Source organism: Portibacter marinus (assembly GCF_021533195.1).
In the GTDB taxonomy this organism is placed as follows: Bacteria; Bacteroidota; Bacteroidia; order Chitinophagales; family Saprospiraceae; genus Portibacter; species Portibacter marinus.
The window spans coordinates 277,159-294,698 of record NZ_JAJNKB010000004.1; the positions used below are offsets into that span (position 1 = coordinate 277,159).

The 17,540-nt window shown below is 38.3% G+C and carries 16 protein-coding genes and 1 tRNA gene; 12 read left to right on the forward strand and 5 right to left on the reverse strand.

Annotated elements, in window-relative coordinates:
• The first annotated feature begins 83 nt into the window (after nt 1-83).
• Nucleotides 84-157: transfer RNA gene (locus L2567_RS12130), tRNA-Ile, on the forward strand.
• A gap of 1,133 nt (nt 158-1,290) precedes the next feature.
• Here the strand turns inward: L2567_RS12130 and L2567_RS12135 are convergent.
• Nucleotides 1,291-2,157 carry a TolB family protein gene (locus tag L2567_RS12135; protein ID WP_235298046.1) on the reverse strand — a complete coding sequence of 289 codons (867 nt, stop codon included), beginning with the start codon at nt 2,155-2,157 and terminating at the stop codon, nt 1,291-1,293.
• Nucleotides 2,158-2,222: 65 nt separating this feature from the next.
• On the opposite strand from L2567_RS12135, the gene L2567_RS12140 reads away from it, so the two are divergent.
• A complete protein-coding gene (locus L2567_RS12140; RefSeq protein ID WP_235298047.1) occupies nt 2,223-2,570 on the forward strand; it encodes a glyoxalase superfamily protein in 348 nt (115 codons plus the stop codon).
• Between the two features lie 2 nt (nt 2,571-2,572).
• On the opposite strand, the gene L2567_RS12145 is transcribed toward L2567_RS12140, so the two are convergent.
• From L2567_RS12145 to L2567_RS12160, 4 genes are read right to left on the reverse strand one after another with little or no spacing between them, the layout of a single operon-like run.
• Nucleotides 2,573-3,505, reverse strand: coding sequence for a lytic transglycosylase domain-containing protein (locus L2567_RS12145; protein WP_235298048.1), 933 nt, complete (start codon nt 3,503-3,505; stop codon nt 2,573-2,575).
• 53 nt (nt 3,506-3,558) lie between these two features.
• Complete coding sequence (locus tag L2567_RS12150; protein ID WP_235298049.1) at nt 3,559-4,089, reverse strand: DUF2480 family protein; 531 nt, start codon at nt 4,087-4,089, stop codon at nt 3,559-3,561.
• The gene (gene scpB, locus L2567_RS12155; RefSeq protein ID WP_235298050.1) at nt 4,086-4,667 is read right to left on the reverse strand and encodes an SMC-Scp complex subunit ScpB; all 582 of its coding nucleotides are present in this window, start codon (nt 4,665-4,667) and stop codon (nt 4,086-4,088) included. The genes L2567_RS12150 and scpB overlap by 4 nt, the downstream gene beginning before the upstream one ends.
• A gap of 39 nt (nt 4,668-4,706) precedes the next feature.
• Nucleotides 4,707-5,072 carry a hypothetical protein gene (locus L2567_RS12160; protein WP_235298051.1) on the reverse strand — a complete coding sequence of 122 codons (366 nt, stop codon included), beginning with the start codon at nt 5,070-5,072 and terminating at the stop codon, nt 4,707-4,709.
• A gap of 100 nt (nt 5,073-5,172) precedes the next feature.
• Between L2567_RS12160 and L2567_RS12165 the strand changes: the two genes are divergently transcribed.
• The 10 genes from L2567_RS12165 (at nt 5,173) to L2567_RS12210 (ending at nt 17,539) form a co-directional block, all read left to right on the forward strand.
• The gene (locus tag L2567_RS12165) at nt 5,173-5,511 is read left to right on the forward strand and encodes a TraR/DksA family transcriptional regulator (RefSeq protein ID WP_235298052.1); all 339 of its coding nucleotides are present in this window, start codon (nt 5,173-5,175) and stop codon (nt 5,509-5,511) included.
• Nucleotides 5,512-6,191: 680 nt separating this feature from the next.
• Nucleotides 6,192-7,559, forward strand: a complete 1,368-nt coding sequence (gene radA / locus L2567_RS12170) for a DNA repair protein RadA (RefSeq protein WP_235298053.1) — start codon at nt 6,192-6,194, stop codon at nt 7,557-7,559.
• The gene (locus tag L2567_RS12175) at nt 7,543-7,956 is read left to right on the forward strand and encodes a thiol-disulfide oxidoreductase DCC family protein (protein WP_235298054.1); all 414 of its coding nucleotides are present in this window, start codon (nt 7,543-7,545) and stop codon (nt 7,954-7,956) included. Before radA ends, L2567_RS12175 begins: the two co-directional genes overlap by 17 nt.
• Before the next feature lie 160 nt (nt 7,957-8,116).
• Nucleotides 8,117-10,324, forward strand: coding sequence for a VIT domain-containing protein (locus L2567_RS12180; RefSeq protein WP_235298055.1), 2,208 nt, complete (start codon nt 8,117-8,119; stop codon nt 10,322-10,324).
• A gap of 3 nt (nt 10,325-10,327) precedes the next feature.
• Nucleotides 10,328-11,335: a hypothetical protein gene (locus L2567_RS12185; RefSeq protein WP_235298056.1), complete on the forward strand. Its 1,008-nt coding sequence runs from the start codon at nt 10,328-10,330 to the stop codon at nt 11,333-11,335.
• A gap of 206 nt (nt 11,336-11,541) precedes the next feature.
• A complete protein-coding gene (locus tag L2567_RS12190; RefSeq protein ID WP_235298057.1) occupies nt 11,542-14,322 on the forward strand; it encodes a sensor histidine kinase in 2,781 nt (926 codons plus the stop codon).
• Nucleotides 14,323-14,347: 25 nt separating this feature from the next.
• A complete protein-coding gene (locus tag L2567_RS12195) occupies nt 14,348-15,091 on the forward strand; it encodes a LytR/AlgR family response regulator transcription factor (RefSeq protein ID WP_235298058.1) in 744 nt (247 codons plus the stop codon).
• Nucleotide 15,092: 1 nt separating this feature from the next.
• A complete protein-coding gene (locus L2567_RS12200; RefSeq protein ID WP_235298059.1) occupies nt 15,093-15,431 on the forward strand; it encodes a hypothetical protein in 339 nt (112 codons plus the stop codon).
• Complete coding sequence (locus L2567_RS12205) at nt 15,428-15,985, forward strand: GNAT family N-acetyltransferase (RefSeq protein ID WP_235298060.1); 558 nt, start codon at nt 15,428-15,430, stop codon at nt 15,983-15,985. Before L2567_RS12200 ends, L2567_RS12205 begins: the two co-directional genes overlap by 4 nt.
• 165 nt (nt 15,986-16,150) lie before the next feature.
• A complete protein-coding gene (locus tag L2567_RS12210; protein WP_235298061.1) occupies nt 16,151-17,539 on the forward strand; it encodes a Gfo/Idh/MocA family protein in 1,389 nt (462 codons plus the stop codon).
• The last annotated feature ends 1 nt before the right edge of the window (nt 17,540 follow it).

Below are 17,540 nucleotides of genomic sequence, written 5' to 3' on the forward strand. Positions count from 1 at the left end.
AAATACGGTTTAATTGACAAGATTCCCACTCATTATATTAAATTTGCACCGCTTAAAAGTCACCGAATGGTGATTAGTAACCAGGGCCTATAGCTCAGCTGGTTAGAGCACCTGACTCATAATCAGGGGGTCTGGGGTTCAAGTCCCTGTGGGCCCACAAAGGAGGCTTAATGCCTCCTTTTTTAATATATGCAAACTGCCAAAGTATATATCCTTCATAGCGCTTCTTTAGATAAATACTATATCGGTATGACGCAAGATCTAATGAACACTCCCGATAGCTATCGGGAAATAAACATAATCAATCATTCTATGGTAAAAGCAAATTTACTGCGTCAGCAACCGACTGGGAGTTATTCTTCGTGATTAAGTGCACATCCTATTCACAAGCTTTTCAAATTGAACGTCATATCAAACGTAAGAAAAGTAGAACCTACATTGCTAACCTTAGAAAATACCCTACCATAGCTGAGAACTTGCTCAATAAATATACTTAAGCAACTACAACACTCCTATTCAGAATGCTGGGTTCACCCCGATGGCTATCGGGTGTGGGCCCACAAAGGAGGCTTAATGCCTCCTTTTTTAATATATGCAAACTGCCAAAGTATATATCCTTCATAGCGCTTCTTTAGATAAATACTATATCGGTATGACGCAAGATTTAATGAACACTCCCGATAGCTATCGGGAAATAAAGATAATCAACCATTCTATGGCAAAAGCAAATTTACTGCGACAGCATCCGATTGGGAGTTATTCTTCGTGATTAAGTGCACATCTTATTCACAAGCTTTTCAAATTGAACGTCATATCAAACGTATGAAAAGTAGAACCTATATTGCTAACCTTAGAAAATACCCTACCATAGCTGAGAACTTGCTCAATAAATATGCTTAAGCAACTACAACACTCCTATTCAGAATGCTGGGTTCACCCCGATGGCTATCGGGGGTGGGCCCACAAAGGAGGCTTAATGCCTCCTTTTTTAATATATGCAAACTGCCAAAGTATATATCCTTCATAGCGCTTCTTTAGATAAATACTATATCGGTATGACGCAAGATCTAATGAACACTCCCGATAGCTATCGGGAAATAAACATAATCAATCATTCTATGGCAAAAGCAAATTTACTGCGTCAGCATCCGATTGGGAGTTATTCTTCGTGATTAAGTGCACATCTTATTCACAAGCTTTTCAAATTGAACGTCATATCAAACGTATGAAAAGTAGAACCTATATTGCTAACCTTAGAAAATACCATCGAGCAAAACATTTTTTCAAGACCTAATTCCCCTTTGTATCAGACCAGGCCGGCTCTCCATGATACGCATCGACAGTTGTCAATTTAGCCTCATTGCTTCCATCTAAATCCATCACATATATATGATCCTTTCCCATCCGCTTGGCGTGAAATGCAATTTTCTGTCCATCTGGCGAAACAGAAATTTCCTGATAAAACTTACTGTCATTGGTAATTTGGTTGATTTCCTTCGTGTACAAGTCAATCATGAAAATATCGTTCGATTCTTTGTCTCTTTCCTCTGAATAATGATAAGTATAAACCAATTGTTTACTATCGGGCATCCAAGAAGTGTATTTCTCACTTTTTTCACTCGTTGTCAACCTTATTGTGTTTTGTGCTTCCAGATCGTAGAAATACAACTCATTATTCCCTTCTCGATCCGATATAAAACTAAATTTAGTACCATCGGGAGACCAATCAGGCCTGCCGTTATATGATGGGTGTGCAACCAACAATCGATTCCTACCACTTTGGATATCTGTCAAACCAATATATCGATTATTTCCATCCTTTAAGGTGTACAGAAATTTAGTACCATCTGGAGACAAAATAAACTCTTCTTTACCAAATGTATTCAGCGAATCAATATACCCAGCCAAGTCCACTGATCTGATCTCAAAATTTCCACTTGTATCTGTTGAATTGAAAATGAATGCTTGTAATTTTGAATTCCACTTAGGAGACCAATCCCAACCCTCATTTCGAGTTAATTGCAGTTTTTGGGATCCATCAATACTCATCCAGTAAATATCAAAATTACCTGATTCATTACTGAGATAAGCTATTCCTGTTTGCGCATTTGCAGAAATTTTCCATATTAAAAAGAGAAAAATATATATTCTTATCATTTCACCAGTTTTATACAAATAGTAAAACAAATAAATTGTTGTAAGTTTAAGTACAATGAAAATTTATGTTACTATCACATCAAGCTTCTGTTTTTCCTTGTATAGATATGCAATTGACCCTGGACTTTTACCACGATAAATTAGGCTTTATACCAAGCTATTTACATGGTAACCCCATCACATACGCCGTATTAAAAAGAGAAGGAATAACCATCAATCTTAATCTTACTTCAGAATTTCTTGAAAAATCAACGATTTATATCTTCTGCCACAATGTTAAGGAGGTTTACAATGAGTACACAAAAAAGGAAGTCAGCTTTTTTGAAACTTTAAACACGACAGATTACGGTATGCAGGAATTTGTGGTTTTGGATCCGAATCAGAATAAACTGATTTTCGGACAGCATACCTAATTCTATTTATTAGGGATTTTGACTTCGTATTTGTTATTGATCACTGTTAACTTATTGTCTCTCAACCAAGGATTATACACTTTCAATATACGATAACTGATACCATGCTCTTCAGCAAAATCCGACCAACTCGCAACAGACTTGTCAATTTGAACAGTATAGTAATTATCAAATGGTTGATATAAATCTTCCGGATCAAGATAAAACCCGTAGTTGGCTGGATTCGCCATAATTTCTTTGATTGCCATCAATCTAAATACATACCTACTGGTCTCAGAATTCAAGTTTAAGTCGAAATAGTGATCTTGATCCTGTGACTGCAGCAACGACTTATATCTCGTAGGTCCAACATTATAGGCAGCTGCAGCGTCGAACCATGTTCCAAATTTGCCTTTTAGCCATTTAATGTATTTGCATGCCGCTTCAGTCGATTTCTCAAGGTGATACCGCTCGTCTACTTCGTCATTAACCTCTAATCCATATTCTTGGGCAGCAAGTTTTCTAAATTGCCAAAACCCTCTTGCTCCTGCCGGCGAAGTGGCATTCATCAAATTACTTTCAGCTACCGCTAAATATTTAAAGTCGTCTGGAATACCATTCTCAGCCAGAATCTTTTCCATTACTGGAAAAAAACGATTGGATTTCTTAATATTTAATAAGGTATTGGATTGCCAATAAGAATTCACCATTAATTCTCTATCAAAACGCTCTACTGCATCAAAATTATCCAATGGTAATACTTCGCCTGCAAAGGTGTAATTCTTCGTCAGATCTGCAGCTTTGATGACCTGCGGTAATCCATCAGATACACTCTTATTTTTTTCTGAGGCCAATGTAGGTTCCCCCTTTCCTTCCATTGAAGTATAAGAAATGAAGATCATCGCCGTAAAAATGAGTCCGGATACAATAGAGAGCAATCCAAATAATCGATTCATAGTTATGTATATTTTCTTATTAATGTGTATAGAACACTACCCAAATACCGCTTTCACGCTTTTTTTAAAACCCGAGGCCTCTTAAATATAGGCACAGTACTGCAAGGCTCTCCATACATTATGCTTTGTGCATAAGGTTTGAGTTTTGCTGTAATTAAAGCATAAGCCGAAGGCGGCACAGGCTTTTCACTACAACCTTTAATGACGACTCTTGCACCATCATATTTCTTGGCATCAATACTATCGATAAATTTTTGATAATGATGCTTTAAATATTCAGTTTTGTCTCCTTGGAATATTTCATGAGCATAATCTGATGCATAGGCACTAATTAACATATAAGCCCATACAGGTATAATTGCATCGGTGCTGCAAGTAAGTAATAGAATCTTACTTTCAGTTTTTGACCAATCTACTTCTTTTAATGCGGCCCTGAAATCCTTCTCTTTGAGAATCAACTCCATATACAAATAATCCTTCAGATCAAAAATTTCAAATTCATGCTTAGGATAATGTGTTTCCAGATTAAAATTAATTAACCCACTATTAGCTACTCTATTTATTAAAGGTTTGTTATCTGTCATTCTTCTTCAACAATTTCTAATTCTGAAGGTTTTCCAATCGATTCATCCTGGCTTGTTAGTTCTTTTAATGTCGGCAAATCTTTTGGAGATCGCAGACCGAAGTAATCCATAAACTTATTGCTGGTCTTATACAATAAAGGTTTTCCAGGTCCGTCTTCTCTTCCTGCAATCTCAATCAACTCTTTTTCGAGAAGTTTTTGTACTGTATAATCACTATTGACCCCCCTAATGCCTTCAATATAGGTTTTGGTTACTGGCTGTTTGTAAGCTATAATACTTAACGTTTCCATTGCAACCTTTGTCAGTTTGGCATTGCTTTTTTCTTTAAGCAAAGTGCTGACTGTCGGATGAAACAAAGGTTTACTCATGAAGGCATAACCGCTGTCAATTTCCTGAATATTAAAAGAAAAATCATTCTGATCAAACTTTGATCGAACGCGTTCAATGGACTCCAATATTTCCGACATAGGAAAATCATGTATCATCAATCGATCCAGACATGTTTTGATCATGTCCGCACTTATAGGACTATCAGCAGCAAAAATAAGGCTCTCTACGTGTTGGTCTATGCGTTCCAAACTAGCAATGATTAAGACTCCCAAAGGTAGGAAATCTTACTACATAACTGCCAAAAACGTATAGCTAAACACAGATACAAACGCCACCAACATGGAGAAAATCAAAAGTGTCCAAAGCAAATCTCTCTTTCTGTACTTTCGTCGAAGCTGGTTTAATGGTGTATCAGCATCTTCATTGATAGTAAGTCCATAGGAAAAAGTTTCCTTCTCTCTCTTTACATTCAGTTCACAAAGTTCGGGACCTAGAAAAAAAGAATAAGTTTTGGTTCGGAGAACATTGAAGTCAATAATCATAATCTTATTGTTACAATTAACCACAATGTGACCATTTGGTGCGACGTGAACGATGCCCACGTTGTACCTTTCCCCATAGTCATCGACATATGTCCATCCAAGTTGACTCATAGGTTTAGCATTTAAGTAATTAGTATAAGGTTTCTAAATGTACCTCTTTCTATTCATAACGAAAAATTTTTATTTTATTTATGTCAAATACTTAGCAATAATGGATGGCGAAAACAAGAGGGTCATAAAAGAAAAAATTGTCGAACTGATCCACAAGTGTCAAGAAGACATTCTGAATATGGAAAATAATACCCAGCCAGTAAAGCCGGAGAACTCCCTTGGTAGAATAAGTAGAATGGATGCGATTAACAATAAGAGCGTGATGGAAGCTGCATTAAGAAATACGAAAAACAAATTGGCGAAACTAAAGACAGCACTCCACCGCATAGACAATGAAAACTTTGGAATATGTTCATCATGTAAAAGGGAAATACAATCCAAGAGATTAATCTACATGCCTGAAAGTGACCGATGCGTCAGATGTGCATCGAGGACATAAAAAAACAGGGTATCATCGAAAGCTCGATGCACCCTGCATAACCCCAAAAAACCAATTGAAAACAATTCTTCTGCCACATCAATGTGGCTATATCTTTAAAAAATCTTTTTGCTATCTGAAAAGATGTACACATATATCAGCACATCTATACTTTTCAACAACATTTGTTCCAGAAAGTTTAAAAGAACAGGGCGCCAGTGTAAAACATGACACCCTGCATAACCCCAAAAAACCAATTGAAAACAATTCTTCTGCCACATCAATGTGGCTATATCTTTTAGAAATCTTTATTTCTTTGACTCTCTTAACTCCTTTAAGACGTGACTTGTTCTAAAAGTCACATATTTTCTTTAAAGTTTTTTTCTTTTTAAAAAGAACAGGGCGCCAGTGTAAAACATGACACCCTGCATAACCCCAAAAAACCAATTGAAAACAATTCTTTAATCCCAATAACTAGGGATCATTTATCTTTAAAGATCATTATCTCTATACCTTCAAAACCAATTAAAATAATCTTTAGTTTCGATTTTAGCTCAATAAGATGATTAATTGATATAAATCAATTAACAATCTATCTCCAACGGTAAATATATAATCTCCTATCTAATTGCAAAAACTTTTATGTTATACTTTATCAAAATATGACACAATTAACATAATAAACATAATTTCGTCCATATATGGCTAAAATTAAAACCCTCTTCGTTTGCAGTAATTGTGGAGTAAATTCACCAAAATGGATCGGTAAGTGCCCATCATGTGAAGAATGGAATACTTATCAGGAAGAAATCATCGAAAAAAGTTCCGCTCGTACTCCATTCAACACCTTAAAAAGTGAAAAAAATAAATCAATACCTATCCCACTGGTTGATGTTCAAAAAGGAAATTTACTCAGAATGCCTTCCGGTGATGGTGAACTTGATCGTGTGCTTGGAGGAGGCATCGTGAAAGGTGCATTGGTTCTTCTAGGTGGTCAACCTGGAATCGGAAAATCTACCTTATTACTCCAGTTGGCCACCCAATCTAGTTATAAGGTACTCTACGTTTCCGGAGAAGAAAGTGAGGAGCAAATAAAAATGCGCGCAGATCGAATCGGTATAACCAATAAAGATTGCATCATTTATACGGAAACTTCAGTCCCAGTACTGCTTAAGGAAGCTGAAAATCAAGAACCGCAACTGATCATTATTGATTCCATTCAGACCCTCCGACTTCCTGACCTGGATTCCTCTCCTGGTAGCATTACCCAAGTCAGAGCATGTACTAATGAAATCATGAAGTTTGCAAAAACGATGCAAATACCCGTCTTCATTATAGGGCATATCAATAAAGAGGGCGCCATTGCCGGTCCCAAATTATTGGAACACATGGTTGACACTGTCTTACTTTTTGAAGGAGATCAAAATTACGCTTATCGCATTATCCGAACGCAAAAAAACAGATTCGGATCCACTGACGAATTAGCCATCTATGAAATGAAGTCAGATGGCCTTCGTGAAGTACCTAATCCTTCTGAGATTTTACTATCCCAGTCAGAAGAATTGCTTAGCGGAAGCACCGTTGCTGCCACGATGGAAGGGCGCAGGACCATGTTAATTGAGATTCAAGCCCTGGTCTCCACAGCTGTGTATGGTACACCTCAAAGAAGCGTCACCGGGTACGATCTTAGACGATTACACATGCTTCTGGCCGTACTTGAGAAAAGGGTCGGGTTTCCCATCGGTCAATATGATGTCTTCCTCAATATAGCGGGTGGACTAAAAGTAGTGGATCCTGCGACTGATCTTGCCATTGTTTGTTCTCTCATATCTTCTATGCAAGACATCAGTATATCACGTGAAATAGCCTTCGCCGGTGAAGTTGGATTATCTGGAGAAATCAGAGCGGTACGGGGAGTGGATCTCAGAATTACAGAAGCAGCTCGACTTGGCTTTTCCAAAATCTACATTCCTAAAGCAAATGCGAAAGGTATGGATCAAAACCGTTTTGACATTGAGATTGTTGGAATCAGTAAAATAGAAATCTTGTTTAATGACTTATTCGGATAATCATATCGTTTTTTTTGACAGTGAGTGTGTCCTATGTGGAAATCTTCTGAAACTACTTTTGAAAATTGACCGAAAAGAAAGACTTAAATTTGCGAGTTTACAATCTGAGTTTTCTAAGTCAATGTTGCCTTCCGAATTTGTTGAAACTGCTGATTTTAAATCGGTAGCTTTTTTGAAGGACGGAAAGCTTTACTACTTCTCAACTGCTGTGATTAAGATTTTTTCGTTGCTGGGGTTCCCGTGGTCTTTAATTAAAATCGGTTATCTCATACCTCGCCCCTTAAGAGATCGGCTATACATGAAAGTTTCCAATAATCGGTATTCCTGGTTCGGAAAATCAGAGCAATGCATTATCCCTGACGAAAGTTTCAGGTCCAGATTTGTCCACGAAGTCTAAATTCAGTGGATTAAATCCCTTCATATACATAAATCATCTTTCATTTTGCGAATTATACTTCGTTATGAACGAATAATGTCTCAGGCCTGCACTTCAGTAGTACTCCGTGTTTTCAGCATCTTCTCGGCCTATATTGGAAGTCAATCACAATATAGAAATCATGAAGTATCTAAAAGAAAAGCTAATCATCACCACACTAGCACTTGTCACATTCGGAATCAATGCGCAGGTAGAAACGACTAATGAAGCTCCGTATTTTGTAGTCCATAATAACAAACCAGGCAGCATGCCGCTCAAGGGCAATCATGCTGAAATATACATTTCGGGAAATATTGCCGATGTAACATTGACACAGACCTATCAAAACAATAGCGATTCAATCATCGAAGCCGTGTATGTCTTTCCAGGGTCAACCCAGTCTGCTGTTTATGGCATGGAAATGCAAATTGGCTCCAGAGTCATCAAAGCAGAACTCAAAGAGAAAGCTGAAGCCCGAAAAACCTATGAAAATGCTAAAAAGGAGGGAAAAAGGACCAGTTTACTGGAACAACATCGGCCCAATGTATTCCAGATGAACGTTGCTAACATCCTTCCGGGTGAGCAAATTAAGGTCCGGTTACAATACACCGAAAAACTGATTCCAGAATACAGGGATTATCAATTTGTATTGCCGACAGTAGTGGGGCCTAGATTTCACCAACCCACTCCGGACCATGAAGCCTCATTTGTACATATGCCTTATACCCAATCAGATATCAAGCCGAACTACACCTATGAAATCGATATATATCTCATGGCCGGGCAGCCTATAAAAAAGGTTTCTTCATCCAGCCACCAACTAAAAATTAAAAAGTTTTCCAATGAAACCGTTCATATAAAACTCTCTGAAACAGAAATATATAGTGGGAACAAGGATTTCGTCCTCAAATATAGATTGGCCGATCATTCCATCAGCTCAGGTTTCCTGATGTATGAACATGAGGACGAAAACTTTTTCATGGCCAATATACAACCTCCCAATTTCATTTCAGACGCAGAATTACCTGCAAGAGAATACATCTTTATTGTTGACATTTCTGGATCCATGTTTGGTTTTCCTCTGGAAATTTCGAAGAAATTAATGAGGGATTTACTTCATTCACTTAAGCCTTCAGACCGATTCAATGTGCTATTGTTTGCCGGCACATCTTACATGTTTTCAGATACTAGCATGTATGCTACATCAACTAATATTGATACTATTATTTCCAATCTAGAACAGAAGCAAGGTGGTGGAAGCACCATGTTATTACCGGCATTACAGAAGGCACTCCATTTTCCAAGATCCGAAGAAGGATTATCCCGGTCGCTTATCCTGATTACAGATGGTTACATCAGCGTCGAAAAAGAAGCATTCGAGTTAATTAAAAACAATCTTAACCGAGCCAATGTCTTCACTTTTGGAATTGGATCTTCGACAAATAGATATCTGATAGAAGGACTAGCTAACGTTGGTCAGGGCCTACCATTTATTATTGAAAAAGAAGAAATGGCATGCGATATAGCAGAGAAATTCAAAACGTATATCAGCAAACCCAGCCTGACCAATATCTCTCTGAGAACGGAAGAATTTGAAATCTATGACGTCACTCCTGAATCCATACCAGATCTCCTGGGAGAACGACCGATCAACATAGTAGGCAAATGGAAAGGGGCACCGAGAGGCAAACTACACATAGATGGATATTACGCGGGGACAAAATATACACAGACCATCCAGATCAATCATTACGACCCAGATCCCAAAAATAAAGCACTAAGAATGCTATGGGCTCGGGAGAAACTAAAGTTTATGGATGATTACAGAAAGATCATGTATGACGATAGTCATCAATCAGATATGATTGCATTGAGCTTAAAATATCATTTACTTTCTCACTATACCTCATTTGTGGCAGTGGATTATGAAGTAGTTAATAATGGTATTGTCAAAACAGTGAAGCAAGCTCTGCCATTACCTGAAGGGGTAAGTGAAATGGCGATTGGCGCTGAAATGGAGGTCAAGAAATCTACTTCTGCGAGGACCATACCATACTTAAAAATAGGTCCAATCTCAGGTCCCATTTCGAAAAATACCGAGTCGCAATTAAAGTTAAGCTTCCTTAAGCAGTTGAGAAAGCTGAAAAAATTGCTGAGAAATTTCAATACAGGCACTATAGTAATCACGCTCATTTTCGATGAATCTGCTATGCTCGATACTGTGGAAATTGAGGGCATAATTGACCACCAGCTGATAGAGTCATTGAAGAACCTGATCATGAATATGGATTTCTCGCCATTGACCATTATGGCAAATTCTGATATTAACGTACAACTGGAAAAAATTTAAGAAATGAATTGCACACACATTCAATTTGCCAAACACCTGGAAATGGATAGGAAAGATATCCTGATGCTCCTTTTTAGCATTACCTTTCTGACTTTTGTGATTTTCAAATTTGTTCATGCTTTACATGTGGATGAAAATAAAATTACAGAGGGGGTGGTGGAAAGGCAAAGCATCACTTTTATCTTAGGCAATGATGAGAACAGTGAAAATCAATTCTATTCCAATGCTCGAAATTACTTCCTCTTAAATCCAGAGAAAAGAACAGATGTTGTGATTACGAATAGACGCTCGCTAAATGAAGTCATTAGTGTCATCAATGAAAATTATTTGCAAACCCATAAACCATTTGGTCAGATTCACTTGGTGGTGCATGGCAATCCGTGGGCTGGATTAAGCCTTCCTTTGAATCAAGGAGACGCAAGATTGACGAATGAGGTTCTTAAGCAGTCTTTGAAAAATGGTCAAGTAGCGAAGGTTACTGAACAGGCAGTAGATTCTTTAACCAGAATGGAAATCTTTTCATGTGGACTAGGCCATAACAAATCACTCAATGCCACCTTCAAGACCATTTTTAATCAGTGTGCAATTCGATCCACAGAGGGATATGTAAACTTCCAGCAGATAGGAACCCAATTTCACATGAATGAATTGCAAGTATATTATGCTTTCTACCCCACAGCCTACAAGCCGGCTGATCTGCACATTGCAAGACAATTGGAGGAAAAGTATCCAAATGTGTCCGTGAATTGGATTGAGGCCATGAATCAATCTTACCAGTACAATATACCCGTAGAATGGGAGATGGTCTATCCTGAATATGATGTTCCTGCGTTGAACAATAAGATGGATGAAATGGAATGGCTGATGAATCAGGATGAGTTATTAGACCTCATCGATAAAATCGGAATACCTTTTGACTATTTTAGATGGATTATAAAACCTAAGCAAGATGCTGTAAAGGTGTTTGGAAAGGTGACCGTTTTTTGTGTAATGGAAGAAATAAAGGTTTGAGTGGTTTTAGGTCAATGGCATCTTGGTACATGAATAGCATATGAAAATACGATGATATGAAGTTATTATATGATCAGATAGTGAATTAGATGTCTGAAGCAAAATCATTTGAACTGAAAAGATTTTATTGTCATATTATATTATCGACGCTGATTTTATGGGTCTGTGGGCTTCATGCACAAAACTATAATTTCAAGACTTACGACATGGAAAGTCAGCTGTATCTTACTTCTTTCCAGTCTATGCTTCCAAGTAGCAAAGGTTATCTATACATAGCGGGAGGCGAGCGCGTATATTTATTTGACGGTAAGAATGCTGATCCGCTCATTCAAGACTTTACACTGCCTTTTACTACATTAAATAATCTTTCAGAGTGGAATAACAGCCTATATTTGATCAGCAATGAAAAGCTATTGGAATATGGGGAAACGCAAGCTATGATAGACGATCAAATTAACACGTTCCAATTCACAGATCAAGAAATTTATTACGGCACCGATCAAGGCATCAAGGTTTACCGAAAAAACTCCAATCTAATAGATCGTCCTGATGCCTTGTCCGTACTACAAGGGCTAAAGATTAACGATTTGATGGCATTCAGCGAAAGTTTATTGATAGCCACAGATCAAGGTTTGTTTCAGTATGACCTCCGTAGAGATCGTCTACACAATATCGGTTCCACCAAATCTGCTATCATTCTGGAAATAGCTGCCCATAAAGAGCATGGCATATGGTGTTTTGATGATGGCGGAACCATTTATCACATTGACCTGAAAACAAAAGAAGCGAAAAGCTATCTAAATAAGGATTACGAATTCACCTCTGTTAGTTTAGACTCTACCGGAAATGTATGGTTTGGAAGTTCTAATCGAGGCATACTGCAATTTAATCATGAAAAAAAGACTTGGAAAACGATCAATAGCCGTTCAGGTCTACCGGATGATCGAGTCTTAAAAATCATTACGGATTCATGGGGTGCAGTCTGGATTGCTACGGCAGACATGACTCTTTCAAAGTTCATAGACAGAGACTACGATTTGATCAATGTCTATGATGGTTTGCCCAGCGATGATGTAACGGCGATTTATGCTGCTGATGATCTTCTATTAGCTACGGGTACGAGTGGAGTTTATGCTTACGGCGATCAAAAATTTACCAACATTCAAAAACTACAGGTCCGATGTGAAGCCATATATGCCGATTCCAGTGAAATCTGGATCGCCACGAACGGCAATGGATTAATACATTATAAAGACAATGAGTCTACGGTCTTTAGTATAAATGCTGGTTTGCCCAGCAACTGGATTCAAAATATCAGTAAAGATCAGGATGGCTCCATTTGGCTGGCAACACCCTCTAATGGATTGGCACGGTTGAATAAAAGAGACAGTTTGGGCTACACAGTTACTGTGTACGATGCTAAAAATGAAGTGCAGGATCCTTATATTTCAGCAATGCTTAGCATTGGTGCCGGCCAATTATTGTACGGTACAATTACAGGCAAGCTGGGAATAATCGAAAATGGTAAACACCGTTATTTAAATGAGTTGCAGGATATAAATTCTGAAATCACAGACCTTGCACAAGATCCCGAAGGAAATATCATCGTGTCGACCTTTGCCAATGGTCTGATCAGAATCAGCGCAGCTTTTACTACCATTCAGAAGCTTGAAGATTTTCCAATGAGTATTAAAGCCATAACTTTCAGAAACGGGCAATTGTATGCAGCGAACGATCGGGGAGTTTATACCACTGAAGCTTCATTTACTGTTGTAGATGGTTTCCCTTCAAACCATATCGTTAAGTCGGGAATGACGGTATATGAAAATCGAATTTATGTGGCTTCCAATGATGGATTAATCAGCATTGGCACCCTTAAGAAGGACCAAATCAAATACGTGCCTAAAGTGTTTTTTCAAGATGTTCAGGTCAATTTTACTTCGGTAGTAACCGACGAGGGCTCAATAAATCCAACTTTAAAGATAAATTATAATGAGAGTCCTGTCAGTTTTGACTTTGAAGGGGTGAACATTCATTCCGGCAAAGACATCACTTACAGTTATTATTTGGAAGGAAGAGATAAATCCTGGTCGCCCTGGACAAGAAATGACAATCCCAGTTTTGTCGACCTGAAAGCAGGAAATTACAGTTTTAAGGTCAAAGCAAGGTCAGAAATAAATGCGGAAAGTGATCCAATCAGCATAGATTTTAAGATCGAAGGACCCTTCTGGAACAAGTGGTGGTTCATTCCTGTAATAGTTATACTATTATTCTTGATAGTTTGGCTATTATTCAAATATCGAATCAGGCAAATCAATCAAAAGAATCGGAAAGAAAAAGAACAGCTAAAATTGCGAAACAGACTGCTGGAATTAGAGCAGAAAGCCAACCAGTTGCAGATGAATCCCCATTTCATTTTCAATGCTTTAAATAGCATACAAGCAACCGTCGCGAAAGAAAACTACGAAGATGCTCGCAAGGAAATTACAGATTTTGCATCGCTAATGAGATCTATACTGTCTAACTCTAAAGCCAAAACTATCAGTCTGGAAGATGAACTTAAACTGTTGACCAAATACATCTACGTAGAAAAAAAGTGCAGAGATATGGATTTCAAGGTTCAGATTGATATCTCAGAAAAAATCGATTCAGAAGAGGTCATGGTGCCACCTATGATGATACAGCCATTCGTGGAAAATGCCATCGTGCACGGTTTGAGGGATATCACCTCAGGTCAACTCAAACTCTCCTTCCTTCTCCTGAACGATGAGGTCATGGAAGTGCAAGTCGTAGATAATGGAATTGGATATGATAAAGCAAGGCAGCTCACTGAATCCAAACATCAGTCGGTAGCCATTGAAGTCACCAAAGAAAGATTGGAGGCCTTACTTGGAAAAGAGTATCAACCAGTATTGCACATCGAGCAAATCAATGACGATGGAGGAACCCGAGTCCGCTTAAAGATACCGGTTGATTATCATTACTAATTGAAAAATCATGCAAACCAAAAATATGAAAGCGATCATAATAGAAGATATGCCGGCAGCGATGGAATTATTGAAGAAAGACCTTAAGGATCATTGTCCTGAAGTCAAAATCATCGGCACTGCAGCTAGTGTGGTAGAAGGCGCAAAATTATTGAGAGAAATCCAACCAGATCTTGTTTTTCTAGACATCATGTTGGGTGATGGTACGGGATTTGATTTGCTGCAGATTCTTCCTAAAGTCAATTTCAAATTGATTTTTATCACTGCCTCAGACGAATTTGCCATAAGAGCATTTAAATATGCAGCCATTGATTACTTACTAAAGCCTGTTGACCAAGAAGAATTAAAAAAAGCGGTGGCGAGAGCGCAGGACCAATTGAACTTTCAATCTGCTGAGAGTTTGAAGCTACTGAATGAAACCATATCAAAACCTGAAGAACTTCCTAAGAGAATTTCACTGCATACCTTAGAAAAAATCATGGTAGTGGAGATTAAAAATATCATCCATTGCAAAGCTGAGGCGAATAATACGATTTTCTATATCAAAGACAGGCCGAAGGTGTTTGTCACGAAAACGCTAAAAAACTATGATAAGATGTTGAGTCCGCATGGATTTGTCAGAGTTCATCAATCACATTTAATCAACACAGCATACATTCACGCATATATTAAGAAAGATGGTGGTTACCTTAAAATGAAAAATGGTGATGAAGTAGCCGTTTCAGTGCGAAAGAAGGCCGAAGTAATGGAAATGTTAAGTAACTTGTAGGATGATGAACTACGACGGGAAAAAATTCAGATCTTTCAGTAGCTCTGAGAATGCTGAAGTTTCAGATGAAGTGATTTTTGAATACCATCAAAATGGAAATGTTTTAACTTGTCAATACCAGGGCGGGGCGATCAAAAAGGGACAACTTTTGGGAATTGTCAGTAAAAATGGGGCAATAGATATGAGATATCATCAGATTTTAAAAAATGGTTCTCTTCAAACAGGAGTTTGTCAATCAACACCGGAATTCCGTGATGATGGACGAATCAGATTACATGAAAAATGGAAGTGGACCAGTGGAGACTTTTCCGAGGGAAACTCTATCTTAGAGGAACTATGAATACAGATATTGATATCATCCTGGAAAATGAGAGGGTTAAATTGGAACCCCTGGATCTCAGTAAATTAGATGTGCTCAACCCCATTTCGACCAGCCATCCAGATTTATTGAAGTATTCTCCTTCCGCATTTGGTACAGAAGAAAAGTTGAAAGAGTACGTTAAGAAGGCATTGCGTGACCGGTGGAAAAGTGAACGATACCCTTTCGTTATCTATGACAAGCAATCTCAACGATATGTAGGGAGTACCAGCTTTGGGAACATATCACCTTCGAATAAAAGAATTGAAATCGGTTGGACCTGGTTAGATCCGGAAGTTCAAGGGACTGGTATCAATCAGGCTTGCAAGAAACTATTACTGGATTATGCATTTGATGAATTAGAGTGTGAGCGGGTAGAATTTAAGACAGATGCGTTAAATGCTCAATCGCGAAAAGCCCTGGAAAAAATTGGAGCAAAGTTTGAAGGATTGCTTAGAAGCCATACTGTGCTTGCCAATGGAAGGAGAAGAGATACGGTCTATTATAGTATCCTGAGAGAAGAATGGGTAAAGTAAATGGATTACTATTTAAGGTCTTAGAATGGGAAACAAATAGAAACCACAGCGTTTTGCCATTCATTTTTTCGAGGCGCTTGAGTGATATATAACAACTTTAGTGATTACTTAGCCGAGGTAGCATTCGATGGTAAATTGTCAAACTTTTTTTTTAAGTTTGATTCTATGAAGAATATATCACGCAGAAAGTTTTTGATCAACACATCTTTAGCAGGAACAGCTATTTCTATCGCCCCATCAGTAAAAGGAAGCTCGCTTTTTACAGCATCTCCGGGTACTTACATGGGAGGCTTTGCTGCTCCTAAACTGGAAAACATTAGGGCCGCTTTTATTGGAGTTGGAGCCAGAGGTCCAGGGCATGTCAAGTTCTTTTCCAGCTTGCCGGGAACTGAAGTTGTTGCCATCAGCGACTTGTATGAAGATTTAGCTGAGCGATCTGCCGATATAGCTCGCAAAGAAGGTGGAGAAGGTCGACATACGAACATCAAATTATACCATGGAAGTGAAGACAGATGGAAGGTGATGCTCAAAGAGGTTAAGCCGGATGTGGTTTTTATTTGTACCAATTGGAAAAATCATGCTCCTATGGCGATAGAAAGCATGAATAGTGGCGCTCATGCATTTGTGGAGGTACCCATTGCACTCACCTTAGAGGAAATGTGGAATATTGTCGATACTTCAGAAAGTACTCAAAAGCACTGTATGATGATGGAAAATGTCAATTATAGTCGTGATGAATTGATGTTTTTGAATATGGTTCGACAGGGATTAATCGGTGAAATTCTTCACGGTGAAGCGGCTTATATTCATGAATTACGTTTCCAGATGGAAGAGCAAGATAGAGGAACAGGTTCATGGAGAACACCACACTATGCACATCGAAACGGAAATCTATACCCAACGCATGGCTTAGGTCCTGTGGCTCAATACATGAATCTTGCCAGAGGTGACGATAATTTTAAGAAATTGGTTTCCTATTCTTCACCTGCGAAAGGTCGCACGCTTTATGCTGAAAATAATTATCCATCGGATCATAAATGGAATGAATTAGATTACAAAGGAGGAGACATTAATACTTCGATCATTAAAACCAATTTAGGCCGAACGGTTATGGTTCAATGGGACGAGACCAGCCCAAGACCATACTCAAGACATAACTTAATACAAGGTACTAAGGGAACATTGGCCGGCTTTCCAACCAGAATTGCACTAGAAGGAGGTGTGGAAGGGGTGACCAAAAATCACCATTCATGGGCTCAGGGTGAGGACCTGAAATCATTATATGAAAAATATGATCATCCATTGTATACCCGATTAAATGAAAAAACTAAGAATACCGGTCATGGTGGTATGGATGGTATTATGATGTACCGCATTGTAGAATGCTTGCAAAAAGGATTGCCTCTCGATCAGAACGTTTACGAAGGTTGTTTCTGGAGTGCGGTTGCACCTTTAAGTGAAGCATCCGTTAAATTGGATGGCATGCCACAGGAATTCCCGGATTTTACACGAGGTCAATGGAAGAAAACAGAGCCCTTAGCAATTGTAGGCTAAG

Bases quoted from the DNA above. Each gene is read 5' to 3' on its own strand.
- L2567_RS12190 (WP_235298057.1), top strand. From the start codon at position 11,542: ATGGAAAGTCAGCTGTATCTTACTTCTTTCCAGTCTATGCTTCCAAGT.
- L2567_RS12175 (WP_235298054.1), top strand. From the start codon at position 7,543: ATGACTTATTCGGATAATCATATCGTTTTTTTTGACAGTGAGTGTGTC.
- L2567_RS12135 (WP_235298046.1), bottom strand. From the start codon at position 2,157: ATGATAAGAATATATATTTTTCTCTTTTTAATATGGAAAATTTCTGCA.
- L2567_RS12150 (WP_235298049.1), bottom strand. From the start codon at position 4,089: ATGACAGATAACAAACCTTTAATAAATAGAGTAGCTAATAGTGGGTTA.
- L2567_RS12165 (WP_235298052.1), top strand. From the start codon at position 5,173: ATGGATGGCGAAAACAAGAGGGTCATAAAAGAAAAAATTGTCGAACTG.
- L2567_RS12180 (WP_235298055.1), top strand. From the start codon at position 8,117: ATGAAGTATCTAAAAGAAAAGCTAATCATCACCACACTAGCACTTGTC.
- L2567_RS12205 (WP_235298060.1), top strand. From the start codon at position 15,428: ATGAATACAGATATTGATATCATCCTGGAAAATGAGAGGGTTAAATTG.
- L2567_RS12200 (WP_235298059.1), top strand. From the start codon at position 15,093: ATGATGAACTACGACGGGAAAAAATTCAGATCTTTCAGTAGCTCTGAG.
- L2567_RS12145 (WP_235298048.1), bottom strand. From the start codon at position 3,505: ATGAATCGATTATTTGGATTGCTCTCTATTGTATCCGGACTCATTTTT.
- L2567_RS12185 (WP_235298056.1), top strand. From the start codon at position 10,328: ATGAATTGCACACACATTCAATTTGCCAAACACCTGGAAATGGATAGG.
- L2567_RS12195 (WP_235298058.1), top strand. From the start codon at position 14,348: ATGAAAGCGATCATAATAGAAGATATGCCGGCAGCGATGGAATTATTG.
- L2567_RS12160 (WP_235298051.1), bottom strand. From the start codon at position 5,072: ATGAGTCAACTTGGATGGACATATGTCGATGACTATGGGGAAAGGTAC.
- L2567_RS12210 (WP_235298061.1), top strand. From the start codon at position 16,151: ATGAAGAATATATCACGCAGAAAGTTTTTGATCAACACATCTTTAGCA.
- L2567_RS12140 (WP_235298047.1), top strand. From the start codon at position 2,223: ATGTTACTATCACATCAAGCTTCTGTTTTTCCTTGTATAGATATGCAA.
- radA (WP_235298053.1), top strand. From the start codon at position 6,192: ATGGCTAAAATTAAAACCCTCTTCGTTTGCAGTAATTGTGGAGTAAAT.